We start from the raw sequence: 18,636 nt of genomic DNA on the forward strand, positions 1-18,636 counted from the left end.
AGAGCTTGGGGAAGGTCGGGGCTCTCGGAGGTGGGGCACGGGGGCTGGTGGGTGCACATGGTGGTCTCCTCGCAGCGGGACGGGGGGTCCTGCCCTTCGGTGTCATGCTCAGTGGTAGCGCAGGTTGTTTTCGGTGGGATGAGAGGACCCCCACAAGGCGCGGATCTCATCGGTGAGGTTTCGGGTCCGGGCCGCCGTTTAGGGTGGTTCTCATGCAAGAACAACCGGGTGGTCCCGTAACGGGGGCCGCCGCGCTGCGCGGGGACTGCGTCAACTGCTTCGGCCTGTGCTGTGTCGCCCTGCCCTTCACCGCCTCCGCCGACTTCGCCCGGAACAAGGACGCCGGGACGCCCTGTCCGAACCTCGCCGAGGACCACCGGTGCCGGATTCACGCCCGGTTGCGGGAGACGGGGTTCAACGGCTGCACGGTCTATGACTGTTTCGGCGCCGGTCAGCACGTCTCCCAGGTGACGTTCGCCGGGCGCGACTGGCGTGCCGCCTCCCGTGCGCACGCCCGGCTGATGTTCGACGTCTTCCCGGTCGTACGGCAACTGCACGAGCTGCTCTCCTACTTGACCGAGGCGCTGGCGCTGGCCGCCGCCCGGCCGCTGCACGCTGAGGTGCGCCGGGTGCTGGAGGAGACCGAGGGCCTCACCCGGAAGACGGCGGAGGAACTCGTCGCGCTGGACGTGGGGCCGCACCGGCAGCGGGTCGGGGACCTGCTGACGCGGGTGAGCGAGCTGGCGCGGGCGGACGTGCGCGGGCGGCGGAGGGACCGCAGGGGCGCCGATCTGATGGGCGCCCGGCTCAAGGGCACCGACCTGCGCGGGGTGAGCCTGCGCGGTGCCTACCTCATCGCCGCCGACCTGAGCGGCGCCGATCTGCGCGGCGCGGACCTCCTCGGTGCCGACCTGCGCGACGCCGACCTCGGTGACGCGGATCTGACCGGCGCCCTCTTCCTCACCCAGCCCCAGGTCACCGCGGCCCGGGGGAGCGCGGGCACCCGGCTGCCGGGGACGGTGCGAGCGCCCGCGCACTGGACGCCGTAGGGCGGGAACACGGCGGGGTCCGGTTGGCGTACTCCTCGATCTTCGGTAGGTTAGGCAAGGCTTACCTAATGAGGAGGATGGGTGCATGGGTGACAGCCAGGTCTGGACGGCCGCCCCCGCCACGGCGGAACACGCCCGCTCGGTGCTCGCCACCGCGTGGTCGTGCTCCGTGGCCACCGAGGGCGTCCGCGAGGAACTCATCGGCGCGCACACCGTGGACGACGACGGTCGCGTCCTGCTGGACGTGCCCGAGGACAGCGCGCTGCTCGCGGTCGCCCTGTGCGCCCCGCGCGGTGAACCCTCCGCCGTGCTGGAGTTCGCGGACGTCGCCCCCGTGCCCGTGCGCCAGCGGATCCGGGCCCGGCTGTGGATCGCGGGCTGGTTCTCCCTCGCCGAGGGCCACCTCGTCTTCCGGCCCACCCGCGTCGTCCTGCGGCAGCGCTCCGGCGCCACGCTCATCGGCCTCGACGAGTTCACCGCCGCCGCGCCCGACCCGCTCGCCACCGCCGAGGCCGGGCTGCTCACCCATCTCGCGGACCGCCACGGCGACGCCGTCGAACGGCTCACTCGGCTCGTGGAGCCCGGCAGCCTGCTCGGCGCGACCCGCGTCCAGCCGCTCGCCGTCGACCGGCACGGACTGACCCTGCGCATCGAACGCCGCCGCGCCCACGGCGACGTACGGCTGCCGTTCCACACGCCCGCCGACACCGTCGCCCAGCTCACCGAGCGCGTGCACGTGCTGCTCTCGCAGGCGAGCGGGGACTGCCCGCGCGCCCTGCACCGGCGGCGCGCGGACGGCGACGGCTGAACCGACCCCCTACCAGTCGCCGTCCTGCACGGGCTTGCCCGGCGCGTCGCCCAGCGGGTGCACCTGGTGCGGGGCGGGCTCCTGCCACGGCTCGTGGTCGTCACCGAGCCAGTCACCGACCGGCCGCACCGCGGTGAGCGGGTCGGTGGGCGCGAGGTCGTCGGCGTCCGCGTCGTAGTAGTCGTACCAGGGCAGCCCGGCCGCGGTGTACGCCGCCCGGTCCACCGGGGACGGGGGCGGGGCCTCGCCGGTGATGCGGCGCCACTCGGGCGGGGTCACCAGGTGCACGAAGACCCGCCCGGCCGGGGCCGTCGCCCAGTCGGAGAGCGGCCGGTCGTCCTGGTAGACCTCCTGCCGCATCGAGCCGCCCCCCCCGAGACCCATCGCCGCCGCGGCCCGGGGACGCGGCGCGCCGCCCGCCGGGGCCGCCCCCGGCGCCGCCATCTGCGGGGCCGCCGGTATCGCGCCGCCGTACGCCGCGCCCGTCGCCCCCGGCGCCTGGGGCATCCGCGCCACCGCCGCCGCCCGGCGCCGCTGCTCCTCCCGCCACCCGGCCAGCACCGTGTCGTTCAGCGGGAACGCCTGGAGCTGGACGCCGCCCCAGGTCTCCTCGCCGGTGACCTGGCCCTCCACCGTCGCGCCCAGTCCGAGCGGCACCGCCACGAACTGCCGGACCGTGCCCTTGCCGGAGTTGATGCCGTCCAGCCACGGCTGGCGCGGCAGCACCACGTAGTTCTGCGGGCGCCGGGTGAGCCGGTCGCTCCACGGCCTGCCCGAGACCGCGCACACCTTGCCCACGCCGACCTGGAGCGCGGCGGGCTCCACGGTGCCCGCGAAGCTCAGCCACATCGCCTCGCGCAGGTACACCGGCAGCATCACCCCGCCGCGCGCCCGCCACTTGGCGGGCACGGTGTCCGGGTAGTCCGCCACCCGGCGCACCGGGAACTCGCCCAGGCCCGGCGGCAGCGCGTGGGTGCCCTTCTCCGGCAGCCGCAGCGTGCGGATGAACCGCACCGCCACCCCGCCCGGCAGCCGCAGTGTGTTCCCGTCGACCCGCACGCCACTCGCCGTCATCCGTCCGCTCTCCTCGCGCTGGTGCCCCCGCCGCCCGCGGGCGGCCTCCTCACAGAGAACGTCGGCGGGAGGCGGTGCGGTTCCGGCGTCGGGGCAGCCGTCCCAGCCACTCCTGGAACCGGGTCAGCCGCGGCATCCGCTCGCGCTGCTCCCGCGAGCAGCGGTCCAGCTCCTCCAGCAGACGGCGCGAGCGGTGCTCGGTGTCCATCTCGTCCAGGATGCGGTTGACCTCGGTGAGCACGGCGCCGTGCAGTTGCCACTGCGGGGCGTCGCGCCGCACCTCGTCGAGGAGGAGCTGGGCCAGCTTGTCGCGGGTGGCCGCCGCGGTGTTCAGCTCGGCGGTGAGCCGCGCCTCCGCCGACTCGGCGTTGGCGCTGACATGGGTGGTGACCAGCACGGCGAAGCTGACCACGGCGTCGGCGATCTCGGACAGCACCTGCTGCACGACGAGACCGGTCTCCCGCTCGAACAGCGGCTCGGGTTCGCGTTCCTTCGCCATGTCGGTGAGGGTGCGGGCGAGCACCCGCAGGACCACCGTGCAGATCTCCAGCGTGTCCAGGCCGGTGCGCAGCACCACCCGGTGCAGCAGCCCCTCGCGCACGCGCGGGTTGAGCCGCAGGCTGTCCTCCGCCTGCCGCAGCGCCGCGTCCACCTGGACGATGTCGTGGTCGAGGCGGCGCGCCTCGTGCAGCCGCTCGGCGGCCAGCGCGAAGGGGGTGCGGTCGGCGGCCTGCTCCCCGATGCGCAGCATCATCTGCCGCAGCCGCCGCGCCAGCCCCTCGATCGACGCGCCCGCCTCCCCGGTCCACACCGGCGGCGGCAGCAGCACGTTGGTGCCCAGGCCGACGAAGGCGCCGATCAGCGTCTCCAGGACCCGCGCCCACGCGTACTCCCCGTGGGTGGTCACGCCGAGCACCAGCATCGCGCTGATCGCCACCTCGGGCACGTACTCGTCGACCCGCACCAGGTGCCCGACCGCCAGCGAGGCGAGGATCAGCAGCCCCAGGCTCCACCAGGTCAGACCCACCAGCAGGCTGAACGCGATGGCCACCAGGACGCCCGCCACCACCGCGTTCACCCGGCGGACGCCGTTGGTGAGGGTGGCGAACAGGGTGACCTGGACGACCAGCAGCGCGGTCAGCGGCGCCGTCAGCGGCGCGGCCTCGGGACTGAGCTGGACGGCGATGACGTAGGAGATCGTCGCCGCGAACGTCGACCGCAGCGCCTGGACGACGACGGGCTCCCGGCTCCGCTTCGCCGCGCGGACAAGGGACTGCGGCCACTCACTTACCACTCGCATCCCTTGGGCTGTTCCCCGTCACACCCCGTATCGAACGTATCGCCGCAACTCGGGCGTACGGTCCGCCGGGTGCGTCAGGCGAGGAAGCCTGTCCGGGAAGGCTCAGGCGAAGAGCTTGTCGAGGAAGGCGGTGAGGTTGCCCGTCGTGCGGGCGATCTGCTCGTCCAGGGTGAGGCTCTCGTCCAGGCGGGTGCCGTTCTCGGGGACCTTCTTGCCGCGGACGTACAGCGAGCAGGCTAGGTCGGCGCACATGTACAGGCCGATGGAGTTGCCCTCGCGGCCCGCCGCGCCCGCCTTGCGCGCGGTCATCAGGGCGACCCCGCCGCGTGGGTGCCCCGTCAGGCAGAGCGAGCACAGGCTGCGGTGCAGGAAACCGCGCTGCGGCGGCGGGAAGCGCAGGGTCACGCCGACGGTCCGGCCGTCCCGCTCGGTGACCAGGTAGCTGCGGTCGGGTGCCCCGGGGTCGCGCCAGCCGAGGAAGTCGAGATCCTCCCAGGGACGTTCGCCGAGGTCACGGGGGACGGCGAGCCGCTTGGCCTCGCCCTTCGAGCAGTTGATGAAGGAGGCGCGGATGTCCTGCTCGGTGAGCGGTTTCATGGGTTCTCCGGGGGTGTGCACTTCGCTGGGTACTACCTAGGGCTCCTAGGCAGATTCCTAAGGTATTCGGAGAACACTGACGGGGGCGAACGAATTTCCGGCCCGCGGGCCGCGGTTTCCGTAGGCTGGGGCCATGACGGGGGAGGGGCGGGACATGGCGGTGGACTCCTGGGGAAGGGCCCGGACCATCCTGGGCGCGGCGGGCCTGCCCGCCGACCGGCTCACCGGGGTGACGCCGCTCACCGGCGGCACCTACAACGCGGTGGAGGAACTGCGCCTCGCGGACGGCGGCCGGTACGTGCTGAAGGTCCCGCCCGCGCCGACCGTGCCCGGGCTGCGGTACGAGCGGCGGCTCCTGGTCGGGGAGGCCGAGTTCTACCGCGGGGCCGCCCAGGCCGACGTACCGGCGCCGCGCGTCCTGGCGCTGTCCGGCCCGGCGGCCGACGTGCCGTACCTGCTGATGACCGCCTGTCCGGGCACGACCTGGGACGACGGGGCCCTGAACGCCACCGAGCAGGGCGCCCTGCGCGCCGAGCTGGGCCGGGCGGTGGCCCGGCTGCACCGCGTCACCGGGCCCGGCTTCGGCTACCCCTCCGGCGCCCTCGGCCCGCTCGCCGCCGACTGGCGCACCGCGTTCACCGCGATGTTCGACGCCGTCCTCGACGACGCCCGCCACTACCGGGCCCGGCTGCCCCGCCCCGTCGACGAGATCGCCCTCGCCGTCCGGGCCGCCGGGGGCGCGCTGGAGGAGGTGACGGAGCCGTGCCTGGTCCACTTCGACCTCTGGCCCGGCAACATCCTCGTCGACCGCTCCTCGGGGGCGCCCCGCGTCAGCGGCCTCATCGACGGCGAGCGCATGTTCTGGGGCGATCCGGCGGCCGACTTCGTCTCCCTGGCGCTGCTCGGTGACATCCGCAAGGACGAGGCGTTCCTCGCGGGCTACCGGGAGGCCGGAGGGCGGGCCGACTTCGACCGTCCGGCCAGCCTCCGGCTCGCCCTCTACCGCGCCTACCTCTACATGATCATGCTCACCGAGACCGTGCCGCGCGCCGTGGGCGAGGAGCACGAGGCGTGGGTGCGGCAGATGGTCGACCCGGAACTCCTCGCGGCGCTGGCCGAGATCGAGGAGCTGACCCCGTGAGAACGATCTGGACCGGTGCTTCGTTCATCACATGAATTAAGGGTTGGAGTAATATCGCGTACGACCGGCCAGGGCGGTAGGTCGCAGGTCGGGCGGGGTTCGCCGGTCGGGCCGGGGTCGAAAGGAGCCACATGGCGGAGCGCAACGGGCGCACGGTACGCGATCTGCGGCGGGCCAACCGCACGGCCGTACTGCAGCGGCTCTACTTCGACGGCCCCCTCAGCCGCTTCGAGCTGGGCCCGGCCACCGGCCTCAGCTCCGGCTCCGTCAGCAACGTCGTCGCCGACCTGATCGCCGACGGACTGCTGGAGGAGGCGGGCAGCGTCGACTCCGACGGCGGACGTCCCCGCACCCTGCTCCGGGTCGCGCCCGGCAGCGGCCACATGATCGGCGTGGACGTCGGTGAGACCCGGGTCCGCATCGAGCTGTTCGACCTCGCCCTCACCGAACTCGCCCGCGCCGAACGCCCCCTGGCCGACCAGGGCTACGACGTCGAGGTGATCGTCGGCCACATCCGGGACGGCGTCACCGAGGTGCTCGCCGCCACCGGCATCACCCCCGACCAGCTCCTCGGCGTCGGCATCGGCGTCCCCGGCATCGTCGAACGCACCCCCGACCGGGGCGCCGTCGTGCACGGCCAGACCATCGGCTGGGACGCCGTGCCGCTGGAGTCCCTGCTGCGCTCCGCCGCCGGGCTCCCCGACACCGTCGCCTGCTTCATCGACAACGGCGCCAAGACGCTCGGCCAGGCCGAGATGTGGTTCGGCGGCGGCCGGGGCGCCCGCAACGCCGCCGTCGTCCTCTTCGGCTCCGGCGTCGGCGCCTGCCTGGTCACCGCCGACGTCTCCCAGGGCCGGGCCGTGGAGTGGGGGCACCTGACCGTACGGGTCAGGGGGCGCCGCTGCCGCTGCGGCGCCCTCGGCTGCCTGGAGGCGTACGCCGGGGCCGAGTCGCTCCTTGAGCGCTGGCGCGAGGGCGGCGGACACCCCCCGGAGGGCGTCGACGAGGAGACCGCGCTCACCGCGATGCTCGCCGCCGCCCACCCCGACCGGGGCCCGGACGTCGACCCCGTCGCGCACACCGTGCTGGAGGAGACCGCCGAGTACCTGGGCGCCGGGCTCTCCGACCTGATCAACCTCTTCCAGCCGGAGCGCATCCTCATCGGCGGCTGGGCCGGGCTCCAGCTCGGCACCGGGTTCCTGCCCGCCGTACGCCGCCACGCCACCGCCTACGCGCTGCGCCACCCCGCCGAGAAGGTCACCATCGAGCTGGGCACGCTCGGCCCCGACGCGGTCACCGTCGGCGCCGCGATCCTGCCGCTCGCGGACTTCTTCGCGCGCGGTGGCCGCCGCCCCGAACCAGCCCCCGAGGGGCAGCCGCCCGCCTGGCGCGCGGCGCTGCGGGAGCGGACGCCGGGCTGAGGTTTCGGCCCTGGTCAGGAAGGTACCCGCCCGGTTCGTCACCCGCCTGGGGCGGGTGGCCGCACGGAGGGAGACCAGCGTGGCCATGCACCGCAACGAGGCACCCGGCGAGAACGGCGGCGACCCCGTACCCCGCGACATGCAGGACCAGCTCAGCGGAGCGGGCGACGACCACTGGGACGTCGACCCGCGCGAGGCCGACCCCGGCACCGACGACAGCGGTCAGGAGGGTCAGGAGACGGAGTCCACGGGCTCCTCCCACGACGTACCCGACACCGACGAGGCGGGCACCGGCCGCGAGGGCGCCGCGCACGGTGCGACCGTGCACCCCGAGCACCCGACGCCCGACGAGTCGTCGGGCTAGGAGCCCAGGGACGGTCCTGGTCGGGATTCAGCCGACCTTGCGGCCCCGCATCGGCTCCGTCGGGGCGCCCGCGCCTTGCTGGAGCCCCTGGAGGAACTCCTCCAGCACCTCCGTCGCCGTACGCTCCGGACGCCAGTCCAGCTCGGTGTGGGCCCGGGAGCAGTCCATCAGCGGCAGCCGCAGCACCGCGTCGAACAGGTGCGGCGAGGCGGGCAGCAACCGCAGCCCCCACGCGGCGGCGATCGCCGAGCGGGCGGCGCCGCGCGGCAGCCGCACCCGCCGCTCCGTGCCGAGCAGCTCACCCAGCACCTCCGCGTCCACGGGCGGGTCCGCGGCGAGGTTGAAGGCGCCCCGCACGTCCGCGCGCAGCGCCGCCAGGTACGCCCGCGCCGCGTCGTCGGTGTGCAGGGCCTGCACCCGCAACCCGGGGACGTCCGGCAGGAAGGGCAGCAGCTCAGGCCGGGCCAGCGGGCCCGGCAGGAACCGGCCGCCGAAGATCCGGCGCTGTTCGCTGGCCGACTCCCGCTTGAAGAGGAACGCGGGCCGCATCCGCACCACCCGCACCTGCGGCTGGGCGCGCTCGAAGGTGTCCAGGGCCCGCTCCAGATACGCCTTCTCCCGGCAGTACGCGGCGTCCGGCCAGCCGTGCGTCGGCCAGGACTCGTCCACCGCGTGCTCCTTCGGGCCCGGCGAGTACGCCCCGACCGAGGAGGCGTGCACCAGCGTCGGCACGCCCGCCGCGGCCACCGCGTCGAACACCCGCAGCCCGCCGAGCACGTTGGTCCGCCAGGTGGTGGCCGGGTCGTGGGTGGGCTGGAACGCCCAGGCGAGGTGGATCACGGCGTCGGCGCCCTCGAAGTGGGCGGCCAGGTCGCTCCGCTCGGAGGCCTGGTCGACCCCGGCCCACTCCGTCTTCGGCGGCTCCCAGTCGGGTATCCGCCGGGCCAGCCCCAGCACCGACCCGACCTCGGGGTCCTCCGACAGCAGGCGTACCACGCTGGTGCCGACGTTGCCGGTGGCGCCCGTGACGACGATCCTGCTGCCCCCTGCGCTGCTGCTCACTGTCGGCTCCTCTCGGCCGTACGCTCCGGGCGGAAGGGCCGAGTACCCCGGGCGCGGCGGCGGGCACCCCGGGCCGGGCAGGAAAAAGCCCCGACCGGACGGGGGGGATCGCGGTCGGGGCGGCCTTGGGTGTGGGTGCGGATGGCGGTCGCCTCTCGGCGAAAGGCTCCACAGGGCTTCAGCCGAACGATCGTCCCTGTGGGCAAAAGGTGAGGCCCGGGGACACTGTCCCATCCACACCCACGGTCTCTTCAACGGGGAACCCCCCTGCGGTGTTCCGGGGTGCGGCACAATCTCAGGTGACTTGCGTCACTCGCCTGTGATTCTCAGGCGAACGGGCTCTCCGGCAGTGCGGCCAGCAGGTGTGCGGGGTCGTCGTAGACCACCTCGGCGCCCGCCGCCACCAGGTCGGCGCGGGGGATGCCGCCGCACAGCACGCCCACGCAGCGCACCCCGGCGCGGGTGCCCGCGCGCATGTCCCACACCGTGTCGCCGACGAACACCGAGTGGTCGGCGGGCGCCCCGGCCAGCTCCAGGGCGTGCTCCACCGGCTCGGGCGCGGGCTTGCCCGCGCTGACGTCGTCGGCGCTGGCGGTGGCCGTGATCGCGTCGTCGGCGTCGATCGCCCGGCGCAGCGCCGCCAGTTCGGGACCGCCCGCCGAGGTGGCCAGCACCACGGCCCACCCGTCCTCGTGCAGCCGGTGCAGCAGGCGGCCCGCGTCGGGCAGCGGCGGCAGCCGGTCGAAGTACTGCCCGTACAGGGCCTTGTGCGCGGCGCTGATCTCCTCGTCCTGGTAGCGGTCCCGGTCCTCGCCGAGCAGGTGCGCGACCAGGTCGTCGGAGCCGAGGCCGACCGCGCGGTGCACGGCGTGCATCGGGACCCGGTGTCCGGCCTGCCGCAGCGCCTCCCACCAGGTCGTCACATGGAGGTGGTTGGTGTCCACGAGCGTCCCGTCCACGTCGAACACGGCGGCGCGTTCCATGGGTGGCGGTCTCCCTTCGACCGTAGGCGTCCGGCTGCGACCCGAGTACCCCGTCCCGCCGCTACCGAGCGCGCTCGGGCACCTCGCCCTGCCTCGTCCAGGCCAGCAGCTCGTCCGCGGTCCAGGTGGTCACCACCCGGTCCGCGGGCACCCCGCACTCCTCGGCCCGCGCGCAGCCGAGGATCTGCCAGTCGAGCTGGCCCGGCGCGTGCGCGTCGGTGTCCACGGCGAACAGCGTCCCCGCGGCGACGGCCCGGCGCAGCAGGGCGCGCGGCGGGTCGAGCCGCTCCGGGCGGCTGTTGACCTCGACCGCGGTGCCGGACTCGGCGCACGCCGCGAACACCTCGTCCGCGTCGAACCGCGACTGCGGCCGACCGCGCCCGGTCACCAGCCGTCCGGTGCAGTGCCCGAGGACGTCGGCGTGCGGATCGCGTACCGCCCGTACCATGCGGCGGGTCATCGCCCGCGCGTCCATGCGCAGCTTGGAGTGGACGGACACCACGACCACGTCGAGCCGCTCCAGCAGCTCCGGCTCCTGGTCGAGCGAGCCGTCGTCGAGGATGTCGCACTCGATGCCGGTGAGCAGCCGGAACGGCGCCCAGTCGGCGTTGAGCGCGGCGACCACGTCGAGCTGCTCGCGCAGCCGGTCCGGGCTGAGCCCGCGCGCCACCGTCAGCCGCGGCGAGTGGTCGGTCAGCGCGGCCCACTCGTGGCCCAGCGCGGCGGCGGTCCGGCCCATCTCCTCGATCGGGCTGCCGCCGTCGGACCAGTCCGAGTGGGTGTGGCAGTCCCCGCGCAGCAGCGCCCGCAGCCCCGCCCCGGGGCCCTCGGGGGGCCGACCGGCCTCGGCCGCCAGCTTCGCCAGGTACCCGGGCACCTCTCCGGCGAGCGCCTCGCGGGCCACCTGGGCCGTCTTCGGGCCCACCCCGCGCAGGGACTCCAGGGACCCGGCCTCCGCCCGCTGCCGCACCTCGTCCGTGGGCAGCGCCGACAGGGTGCGGGCCGCGGTGCGGAACGCGCGCACCCGGTACGTCGGTGCCAGGGACCGCTCCAGCAGGAAGGCGATCCGCTCCAGCGCCTCGACGGGATCCATCGCCACCTCCACGTCCGGCCCCTCCAGGGTTCCCCAGCCCGGCCGGGTCCGCACGACGGCCGGTGCCGCCCCGTCGGACACGGCCCCGAAGGCGCCGGTGAGCGGCGGCTACGCGCGATGAGGGTCCGTTTCGCCCGATTGCGTCCTACGCTCTAAGACATGACCGAAATCGCGAGCCCCTATCTGTCCCAACCGCGGATCATGGTGCTCGGCGTCCAGCCGGGCAGGCCGCCCTTCCGCATCGTCGAGATAGACGGCGAGGTCGTGGGCGCGGCGAAGGCCGTCACCGACGTCCTGGAGACGGCCGCCGCGTTCGGCATCACGGTCCACGACCTCGACGATCCCGACGTGGTGCGCTGGGTGGGCGGCGACAAGTTCACCTGGAGCCCGCGCTGACCCGCCCGCGGCGGTCGCTCAGCCGACCGTCCACTTCTGGTTGGCGCCGCCCGTGCAGGTCCAGATCTGCAGCCGGGTGCCGTTGGCCGAGTCGTTCCCGGTCACGTCGAGGCACTTGTCGGCCCGCGGGTTGACGATGTCGCGCGCGGCCGTGACCACCCACTTCTGGTTGGCGCCGCCGGTGCAGTCCCAGAGCTGGACGGTCGACCCGTCCGCCGTGCCGTTACTGGTGACGTCCAGGCACTTGCCGAGCGCCCGCAGCGTGCCGTCCGCGCCGACCGTCCAGCGCTGGGCCGCGGTGCCGTTGCAGTCGTAGAGCTGTACGGGGGTGCCGTTGGCGGAGTTCGCCCCGGCCACGTCCACGCACTTGCCCGCGAGGCCGCGGATCGCGACCCCGGTCGCGGTGTCGCTGGTGGTCACCGAGACGTGGTCCACGACCAGTTGCTGCGGGAAGACCGTGGAGCCGTCCGGGTCGCCGGGCCAGTAGCCGCCCACCGCGAGGTTCAGGATCAGGAAGAACGGCTTGTTGAAGACCCAGGTCCGGCCGCCCAGGTCGGCGGGGGTGCGGCGCTGGTAGACCTGGCCGTCCACGGACCAGGTGATCGAGTCGGGCGCCCAGTCGACGGCGAAGGTGTGGAAGGCGTCCGCGAAGACCTGCCCGCCCGGCAGGGTGTAGCCCGCGCCGATGCCGCCGGAGCCGGAGTAGCCGGGGCCGTGCAGGGTGCCGTGCACCGTCGACGGCTCGAAGCCGACGTTCTCCATGATGTCGATCTCACCGGAGTCGGGCCAGCCGACCTGTCCGAGGTCGTTGCCGAGCATCCAGAACGCGGGCCACATGCCCTGCCCCCGCGGGATCCTCATCCGCGCCTCGACGTGCCCGTACTGCGCGGTGAACTTCCCGGCCGTGTTGAGCCGGGCCGAGGTGTACTGGCAGGTGCCGTACCAGCACTGGTAGTTGGCCGGGTTCTCGCGGCGGGCGGTGATCACCAGATGGCCCTGGCCGTCGAGCGCGGCGTTCTTCGCGCCGGAGGTGTAGTACTGCCGCTCGTGGTTGTTGACGTTGTCGCCGGTCTCGATCTGCCACTTCGAGGAGTCGGCCGCCGCCCCGGCGGGACCGTCGAAGGTGTCCGAGAAGGTGACGGCCTGGACGGCGGCCGGAGCGGCGGCCGGTTCCGCGCTCGCGGGCACGGCGGCCCCGGCGGCGACGAGTACGGCGGACAGCACGGCCAGCAGGCATCTGCGCGACAGGCGGGGGGAGGGCACGGCGTTCCCTTCCGTACGGCGCCCCGGGAGCAGGGCGCCGACTGTGGTGGGGGGTGAGAACGGGAAGAGCGCTGCCCTTGATTCAAGTGGTGAACTAAGGGGTCGTCAATACTTTGGTACGGACCACGGTCCCGCCATGGCTCAACCGGCGCCCGCGCGCGCGTGCACCGCCCGCCCCAGCCGCCGCCCGAGCAGGAGGTAACCCACCAGCGCCCCCACGGTGTTGAGGATGACGTCGTCGATGTCGAAGGCGCGCCCGGTGACCATCGCGCCCTGCGCCAGCTCCACCAGGAGCATGACGAACGCGGTGAGCGCCAGCACCCGCAGCACCCCGCGCGCCCGCGGCGCGAGCACCGGCACCAGCACGCCGAAGGGGACGCCGAGCAGCAGGTTGCCGCCGATCTGCTTGACGGCGTCGCGCAGTTCGGGCTGGTCGAGGTAGGCCCGCACCGAGCGTCCCGGGCGCAGGTTGCTGTGGGTCAGCGCCTCCGAGGCGGGGGAGGGCTGGAGGGTCAGCCGGGCCAGCACGATGGCGAAGGCCACCATGAACACGAAGGCCACCGTCATCGCCAGCACCCGCGCCAGCAGCGGCAGCAGACGGCGCCGGGGCTTCGGCGCGGCCTTCGGCGCGGGGTCCGGCTCCGACTCGCCCGGCGGCCTCGCGGGACGCAGCCGGGACGGTACGAGGGAACGCAGGGCCGCACGGGCCATTCGGTCCTCCTGTCTGGAACTTCCCTGGGCGTGCTGCGGAACGGCGGACGCGGTGGGCGCCCGGCGGGCGTCAGGGCCGCGGCTGCGCGGTGGCCGACCCGTAGGTGACGTGCACCTCCTCGAAGCCGAGGGAGCCCAGCAGGCCCTCCAGCATGTCGGTGGTGTTCTTCTCGGCGCGTGCGGTCAGCTCGCTCTCCCGCGCCGCCTGACCGATGTGCCGCACGGCGAGCCGCTGCACGGCCTGTTCGCTGTTGGGGTTGTCCGAGAAGACGTCCCCGAGCCGGTCGAGCAGCCCGCGCTGCTTGGAGACGGCGTAGGAGCGGTCGGGGTCGAGGGCGGGCTTGCCGAGCCTCGCGTGCGGCAGGCGCAGACTGGCCGTCGTACGGTCCTCGTTGACCGTGACGTCCCGCTCGCCCACCGAGCCGAGGTCGACGTAGGCGTCGACGGTGCCCGCGCCGACGTACAGGGTGCGGGACCCGCGGATCGCGTCGGGCACGAACTTGGTGTCCTTCTCCAGGTCCACCACGATCTGGAAGTTGCCGGAGGCGGCGTCGTAACGGCTGATGTCCTTGATGGACTGCAGCAGGGCCGGACCCGAGCGGTCCTCGGTCTCGGTGCCGAAGAAGTCCTTCAGGCCCGGGACCACGCTCAGCCGGAAACCGGCGAAGAGCAGGACGAGCACCAGCGCGAGCGCGCTCAGCACCTTGGCCCAGCCGGGCATCCGCGCCGGGAGGCGCTTGATGGGAGTCGTCATGGACGGCCCTCCTTCCTACTGACCGGATGCCCCCCAATTCCCCTGCCAGACCAGCTCGTTGACTGATGTACGACCCATGGGGGAGTCGCGCGGGGGCGCGGCGGTCAGGAGGAGCCGGAGGGCGCGCCGGGGCCGCCGAGGGCCGCCTCCAGGGTGGGCAGCGGGGGCAGCAGTCGGTGCAGGCCGGTGATGCGCAGGACCCGCAGGGTCAGCGGATGGGTGCAGACCAGCGAGAGCTGGCCGCCGTGCTCGCGCACCCGGCCCCGGGCGCGGTGCAGCAGCCGCAGCCCGGAGCAGTCGAAGAACTCCACCCCCCGCAGGTCGATCACGATCCGGCAGCCCGGCTGCCCGGTCACCGCGTCCAGCTGCGGGCCGATCTCCGCCGCCGCGAGGATGTCGATCTCACCGCGGAACTCCAGGACGGTGTGACCACCGTTCTGGAGCACGCGCAGATGCCGGGTGAGCGGCGCGGCCTCCTGCCCCACGACGACATCGCCTCCAGGCTGCTTCACAACGGTTCCCGCCCTGCAAGTTACCCTCGATGGAGTGAATTCCAGCATGTTCAGTTGACATATGTCGTTGAATTCCAGCCGAGCGTAAGGGAGTTCACCGCGAGGGCGGGAGCGCGTCGCCGGTCAGTCCATGACGAGAACCAGCTTCCCCGTCGTGCGGCCCGTGTCGCCCAGCTCGTGCGCCCTGGCGGCCTCGGCGAGCGGGAAGGCGCCCGCGATCGTGGCGCGCAGCGCGCCCGATGCGGCCAGCCGGGCGACCTCCTCCATGCCGGTGCGGTCGGCGTCCACCAGCATCCGCACCGCGCGGACGCCGAGCCGCTCCGCCTCCGTGTAGAACTCCTGGGAGCCCACGGGCAGGATCGACACCACCACCCCGCCCGGCCGCAGCACCTTCAGCGAGCGCAGCGCGTAGTCGCCGCCGATGGTGTCCAGGACGACGTCGGCGTCCCGGACCGCCTCCGTGAAGTCCGTCGAGCGGTAGTCGACCGCCTCGTCGACGCCGACGTCGCGCAGGAAGTCGTGCTTGCCCGCGCTCGCCGTGCCGATCACCTGGGCGCCACGGGACTTGGCGAGCTGCGCCGCGACATGGCCGACGCCCCCGGCCGCCGCGTGGATCAGCACCCGCTGGCCCGCCTGGAGGTCCGCCACCTCCACCAGGGCCTGCCAGGCCGTCAGCGACACCAGCGGCAGCGCGCCCGCCTGGACGTGGTCGATCGCGGTGGGCTTGTGGGTGAGGGCGCGGGCGGGCACGGTGACGTACTCGGCGTGCGAGCCGTGGCCGAACGGGTAGGGCAACATGCCGAAGACCTCGTCGCCGGGCCGGAAGGCGGCCACCCCGACGCCGGTCGCCTCGACGGTGCCGGAGACGTCCCAGCCGAGGACGAACGGCGGCTGGCCGAGGAACGCGCCGGTGGCCCGGTGCTTCCAGTCGGTCGGGTTGACCCCGGCGGCGCGGACCCGCACCAGCACCTCGTTGGGTCGCGGGGCGGGCCGCTCCACCTCGACCACCTTCAGGACCTCGGGACCGCCGAGGACGTCCTGGCTGACAGCGCGCATCGTCTGAACGGAACTCATGGTGTTCATGGTCATCCAGCCTGCCCGCGCCCGCCCGCCGGGGAAATGGCACGATGGTCATGCTCCGATAGAATCCTGCCATGAGCGCTCCCCACCGGGTCGTCGTCCTCGCCATGACCGGCGTCTACCCCTTCGAACTGGGCATCCCCAGCCGCATCCTGGGCATGGTCCCGGACCGGTACGAGGTGCTGACCTGCGGCGTCGACGGCCAACCGGTGCGCACCGCCGCGGACTTCACCATCACGCCCGAGCACGGCCCCGAGGCGCTGGCCACCGCGGACACCGTGATCGTCGCGCCCGTCGCGCCGCCGTACGTCACCGACGGCCTCCCGGCGCCGGTCGCCGCCGCGCTCGCCCACGTCCGGCCCGGCACCCGGCTCGTCTCCATCTGTACCGGCGCGTTCGTGCTGGCCGCCGCCGGGTACCTCGACGGGCGCCGGGCCACCACGCACTGGCACCTCGCCGACCGGTTCCGGCGCATGTACCCGCACATCGACCTCGACCCGGACGTGCTGTTCGTCGACGACGGCCAGGTCCTCACCTCGGCCGGGGCGGCCTCCGGGGTGGACGTGTGCCTGCACCTGCTGCGCAAGGACCACGGCAGCGCGCTCGCCAACACCGTCGCCCGGTACTGCGTGGTGCCGCCGTTCCGGGACGGCGGCCAGGCCCAGTACATCGAGCAGCCGGTGCCCGAGACCGGCGCCGCGAGCACCGCCGCCACCCGCGCCTGGGCCCTGGAACGGCTCGGTGAGCCGCTCACCCTGGCGGACCTCGCCGCGCACGCCGCGATGAGCCTGCGCACCTTCGCCCGCCGCTTCCACGACGAGGTCGGCCTCAGCCCCGGCCGCTGGCTCATCCAGCAGCGCGTCGCCCGCGCCCGCCACCTCCTGGAGTCCAGCGACCTGACCGTCGACCGCGTCGCCGCCGAGGTCGGCTTCGCCACCGCCGCCTCCCTGCGCCAGCACCTGCACGCCGCGATCGGCGTCTCCCCACAGGCGTACCGCCGCACCTTCCAGCTCACCCGCTGACCGTTCGCGTCCCCCGGCCGACTGAATCCGCCCAGCCGGGACAACCGTGGGAAGGAGGGCGCGGCGCACCACCGCCCCGCGCCCCGGATCCGACGGAGGAGACATGGCACTGGTGAAAGCGGGCGTCGTGGTGCTCGACTGCGCCGAGCCCGAGAAGCTCGCCGAGTTCTACAAGGAGCTGCTGGACGCCGAGGAGATCCACGTCACCGCCAACCGGGTGGAGATCAGGAGCCCGGACGGCACCCAACTGGCCCTGCGCCGCGACGTCAACGCGACCCCGCCGAGCTGGCCGCGGCCCGAGAACTCCCTCCAGGCGCACCTGGAGTTCGAGGTGACGGACCTGGACGCCGCCGAGCGCCGCATCGTCTCCCTCGGCGGGCGCCCCACGGAGACCAAGGACGCGACGGGACCGTTCGAGGAACGGTCCTACGCCGACCCCGCGGGGCACTCCTTCAGCCTCCGCCGCTCCGTACCGCACGGGCCCAAGATGGGCTGAGCCCCCCGGTCACTCCCGGCCCCGGGGTCAGTCCCGGCCGCCCTTGTCGCGGGCGGGCCAGACGCCGGTCGAGCGCTCGATGGCCTTGGCGCCGCCCCGGTCCACGGCGCTGCGCACCGCGGCGAAGATGGCGCCCTGGATCGCGGCGGCCAGCAGGATCTCGCCCCACTTGCGGTCCGGGTCGAGCGCGTCGGGCGCGTCGTCCTCGTGCCGGATCGCCTTCCACGTCTTGCGGAAGGCGATCCCCGCCAACGCGCCGCCCGCCCAGCCGAGCACCCAGCCGACCGGCTGGTAGCCGAACGGGATCTTCTTCTTGTACGCCACCTGGTGTCTCCTCACTCCTGCGTTCGGGCCGTGCGCCCCATTCCTACCGGGGCGCGGGCACTTCCTCACCGGTGGGCACCGGACCGGGCGCGGTTCCGTCCCCGAACGGCCGCCCGCCGAGTTCCTCCCGGTGGTGCGGGGTCAGCCAGCCCGCGAGGTCCGGGCCGAGCGGCACGATACGGGTCGGGTTGATGCCGGTGTGCACCTGGTAGTAGTGCCGCTTGACGTGGTCGAAGTCGACCGTGTCTCCAAAACCTGGCGTCTGGAACAGGTCCCGTGCGTACGCCCACAGCACCCGGTTCTCCGTCAGCTTCCAGCGGTTGCACTTGAAGTGGCCGTGGTAGACGGCGTCGAAGCGGACCAGCGTGGTGAACAGCCGGATGTCCGCCTCGGTGATCGTGTCGCCGACCAGGTACCGCTGCCCCGCCAGCCGGTCCGCGAGCAGTTCGAGGCGCCGGAACACCCCGGCGCACGCCTCCTCGTACTCCTGCTGGCCGGTGGCGAACCCCGCCCGGTACACGCCGTTGTTGACGTCCTCGTAGACGTCCGCCATCACCGCGTCGATCTCGTCGCGCCGCGCCCGCGGGTACAGGTCGGGCGCCCCCTCGCGGTGCAGGGCCGTCCACTCGGTGGCGAGGTCGAGGGTGATGCGCTGGTAGTCGTTGGTGACCAGCCGCCCGCTGGGCACGTCCACGATCGCGGGCACGCTGACGCCGCCCGGGTAGCCGGTCTCGCGCCGGTCGTACGCCTCGCTGAGGAAGCGGATGCCGAGCACCGGGTCCCGGTCGCCGGGGTCCAGGGTGAAGCGCCAGCTACGGTCGTCCTGCACGGGGTCCGCCACCGCCATCGACAGGGCGTCCTCCAGGCCCAGCAGCCGCCGGGCGACCACCGCCCGGCTGGCCCACGGGCAGGCGCGGCTGACGACCAGCCGGTAGCGGCCCGCCTCCACCGGCCAGCCGTCCCGGCCGTCGGCCGTGATCCGGTCCGCGAAGTGGCTCCTGGACCGCTTGAAGGCGGTCCTGCCGTACGCGCTGTTGCCGTCGCCGTCCGCGCTCATGGTCCGCTCTCCTCCGCACCGGGAACCCGTCGTCGTCCTCCGGGTTCCCCGACTTCCCCCGTTTCCGCCCGCCACCGTGTGATCTTCCCCGTCCGGGGCATTCGGCGGAAGTGACCGGCAGGCCCCCGG

21 protein-coding genes are annotated in these 18,636 nt (G+C 73.8%); 8 read left to right on the plus strand and 13 right to left on the minus strand.

The window, feature by feature from the left end:
- Nucleotides 1-212 precede the first annotated feature (212 nt).
- Both ACFQZ6_RS32135 and ACFQZ6_RS32140 read left to right on the plus strand, forming a co-directional pair.
- Complete coding sequence (locus ACFQZ6_RS32135) at nucleotides 213-1,049, plus strand: pentapeptide repeat-containing protein (protein WP_381616341.1); 837 nt, start codon at nucleotides 213-215, stop codon at nucleotides 1,047-1,049.
- 85 nt (nucleotides 1,050-1,134) lie between these two features.
- A complete protein-coding gene (locus ACFQZ6_RS32140; protein WP_381616344.1) occupies nucleotides 1,135-1,857 on the plus strand; it encodes a DUF2470 domain-containing protein in 723 nt (240 codons plus the stop codon).
- A 9-nt stretch (nucleotides 1,858-1,866) separates the two neighbouring features.
- On the opposite strand, the gene ACFQZ6_RS32145 is transcribed toward ACFQZ6_RS32140, so the two are convergent.
- The 3 genes from ACFQZ6_RS32145 to ACFQZ6_RS32155 all read right to left on the minus strand — a co-directional run bounded on the left by ACFQZ6_RS32145 (nucleotide 1,867) and on the right by ACFQZ6_RS32155 (nucleotide 4,828).
- Nucleotides 1,867-2,931: a hypothetical protein gene (locus tag ACFQZ6_RS32145; protein ID WP_381616347.1), complete on the minus strand. Its 1,065-nt coding sequence runs from the start codon at nucleotides 2,929-2,931 to the stop codon at nucleotides 1,867-1,869.
- Between the two features lie 49 nt (nucleotides 2,932-2,980).
- The gene (locus ACFQZ6_RS32150; RefSeq protein WP_381616350.1) at nucleotides 2,981-4,231 is read right to left on the minus strand and encodes an FUSC family protein; all 1,251 of its coding nucleotides are present in this window, start codon (nucleotides 4,229-4,231) and stop codon (nucleotides 2,981-2,983) included.
- Between the two features lie 102 nt (nucleotides 4,232-4,333).
- Nucleotides 4,334-4,828: an FBP domain-containing protein gene (locus tag ACFQZ6_RS32155; protein ID WP_381616353.1), complete on the minus strand. Its 495-nt coding sequence runs from the start codon at nucleotides 4,826-4,828 to the stop codon at nucleotides 4,334-4,336.
- 133 nt (nucleotides 4,829-4,961) lie between these two features.
- On the opposite strand from ACFQZ6_RS32155, the gene ACFQZ6_RS32160 reads away from it, so the two are divergent.
- From ACFQZ6_RS32160 to ACFQZ6_RS32170, 3 genes are all read left to right on the plus strand, one after another.
- Nucleotides 4,962-5,969: a phosphotransferase family protein gene (locus ACFQZ6_RS32160; RefSeq protein ID WP_381616356.1), complete on the plus strand. Its 1,008-nt coding sequence runs from the start codon at nucleotides 4,962-4,964 to the stop codon at nucleotides 5,967-5,969.
- 131 nt (nucleotides 5,970-6,100) lie between these two features.
- The gene (locus ACFQZ6_RS32165) at nucleotides 6,101-7,390 is read left to right on the plus strand and encodes an ROK family transcriptional regulator (RefSeq protein WP_381616359.1); all 1,290 of its coding nucleotides are present in this window, start codon (nucleotides 6,101-6,103) and stop codon (nucleotides 7,388-7,390) included.
- Between the two features lie 79 nt (nucleotides 7,391-7,469).
- Nucleotides 7,470-7,754, plus strand: coding sequence for a hypothetical protein (locus ACFQZ6_RS32170; protein WP_381616361.1), 285 nt, complete (start codon nucleotides 7,470-7,472; stop codon nucleotides 7,752-7,754).
- Between the two features lie 27 nt (nucleotides 7,755-7,781).
- Here ACFQZ6_RS32170 and ACFQZ6_RS32175 read toward each other — a convergent pair whose 3' ends face one another.
- From ACFQZ6_RS32175 to ACFQZ6_RS32185, 3 genes are all read right to left on the minus strand, one after another.
- Nucleotides 7,782-8,816: an SDR family oxidoreductase gene (locus ACFQZ6_RS32175; RefSeq protein WP_381616364.1), complete on the minus strand. Its 1,035-nt coding sequence runs from the start codon at nucleotides 8,814-8,816 to the stop codon at nucleotides 7,782-7,784.
- Nucleotides 8,817-9,142: 326 nt separating this feature from the next.
- The gene (locus ACFQZ6_RS32180; RefSeq protein WP_381616367.1) at nucleotides 9,143-9,799 is read right to left on the minus strand and encodes an HAD family hydrolase; all 657 of its coding nucleotides are present in this window, start codon (nucleotides 9,797-9,799) and stop codon (nucleotides 9,143-9,145) included.
- A 61-nt stretch (nucleotides 9,800-9,860) separates the two neighbouring features.
- A complete protein-coding gene (locus ACFQZ6_RS32185) occupies nucleotides 9,861-10,892 on the minus strand; it encodes a PHP domain-containing protein (RefSeq protein ID WP_381618821.1) in 1,032 nt (343 codons plus the stop codon).
- 159 nt (nucleotides 10,893-11,051) lie between these two features.
- Here ACFQZ6_RS32185 and ACFQZ6_RS32190 point away from each other — a divergent pair, with 159 nt between their 5' ends.
- A complete protein-coding gene (locus ACFQZ6_RS32190; protein WP_381616369.1) occupies nucleotides 11,052-11,288 on the plus strand; it encodes a hypothetical protein in 237 nt (78 codons plus the stop codon).
- An 18-nt stretch (nucleotides 11,289-11,306) separates the two neighbouring features.
- Here the strand turns inward: ACFQZ6_RS32190 and ACFQZ6_RS32195 are convergent, their stop codons facing one another.
- The 5 genes from ACFQZ6_RS32195 to ACFQZ6_RS32215 form a co-directional block, all read right to left on the minus strand.
- A complete protein-coding gene (locus ACFQZ6_RS32195; RefSeq protein ID WP_381616372.1) occupies nucleotides 11,307-12,551 on the minus strand; it encodes a ricin-type beta-trefoil lectin domain protein in 1,245 nt (414 codons plus the stop codon).
- A 141-nt stretch (nucleotides 12,552-12,692) separates the two neighbouring features.
- Complete coding sequence (locus ACFQZ6_RS32200) at nucleotides 12,693-13,262, minus strand: VanZ family protein (protein WP_381616375.1); 570 nt, start codon at nucleotides 13,260-13,262, stop codon at nucleotides 12,693-12,695.
- Nucleotides 13,263-13,332: 70 nt separating this feature from the next.
- A complete protein-coding gene (locus ACFQZ6_RS32205) occupies nucleotides 13,333-14,016 on the minus strand; it encodes a DUF4230 domain-containing protein (RefSeq protein WP_381616378.1) in 684 nt (227 codons plus the stop codon).
- A gap of 104 nt (nucleotides 14,017-14,120) precedes the next feature.
- Entirely contained in the window at nucleotides 14,121-14,576 is a 456-nt protein-coding gene (locus ACFQZ6_RS32210) for an anti-sigma factor antagonist (protein WP_381616380.1), read from the minus strand.
- Nucleotides 14,577-14,651: 75 nt separating this feature from the next.
- On the minus strand, nucleotides 14,652-15,602 hold the full coding sequence (locus tag ACFQZ6_RS32215) for an NADP-dependent oxidoreductase (protein ID WP_381616383.1): 951 nt from the start codon (nucleotides 15,600-15,602) through the stop codon (nucleotides 14,652-14,654).
- Between the two features lie 80 nt (nucleotides 15,603-15,682).
- Here ACFQZ6_RS32215 and ACFQZ6_RS32220 point away from each other — a divergent pair, with 80 nt between their 5' ends.
- Both ACFQZ6_RS32220 and ACFQZ6_RS32225 read left to right on the plus strand, forming a co-directional pair.
- Nucleotides 15,683-16,630, plus strand: a complete 948-nt coding sequence (locus ACFQZ6_RS32220; RefSeq protein WP_381616386.1) for a GlxA family transcriptional regulator — start codon at nucleotides 15,683-15,685, stop codon at nucleotides 16,628-16,630.
- Nucleotides 16,631-16,733: 103 nt separating this feature from the next.
- Nucleotides 16,734-17,126: a VOC family protein gene (locus ACFQZ6_RS32225; RefSeq protein WP_381616389.1), complete on the plus strand. Its 393-nt coding sequence runs from the start codon at nucleotides 16,734-16,736 to the stop codon at nucleotides 17,124-17,126.
- A gap of 27 nt (nucleotides 17,127-17,153) precedes the next feature.
- Here ACFQZ6_RS32225 and ACFQZ6_RS32230 read toward each other — a convergent pair whose 3' ends face one another.
- The gene (locus ACFQZ6_RS32230) at nucleotides 17,154-17,450 is read right to left on the minus strand and encodes a DUF4235 domain-containing protein (protein ID WP_381616392.1); all 297 of its coding nucleotides are present in this window, start codon (nucleotides 17,448-17,450) and stop codon (nucleotides 17,154-17,156) included.
- 43 nt (nucleotides 17,451-17,493) lie between these two features.
- Entirely contained in the window at nucleotides 17,494-18,507 is a 1,014-nt protein-coding gene (locus tag ACFQZ6_RS32235; protein ID WP_381616395.1) for a glutathione S-transferase family protein, read from the minus strand.
- Between the last annotated feature and the right edge of the window lie 129 nt (nucleotides 18,508-18,636).

The organism is Streptomyces flavalbus, assembly GCF_042674625.1.
Taxonomy (GTDB): Bacteria; Actinomycetota; Actinomycetes; order Streptomycetales; family Streptomycetaceae; genus Streptomyces; species Streptomyces flavalbus.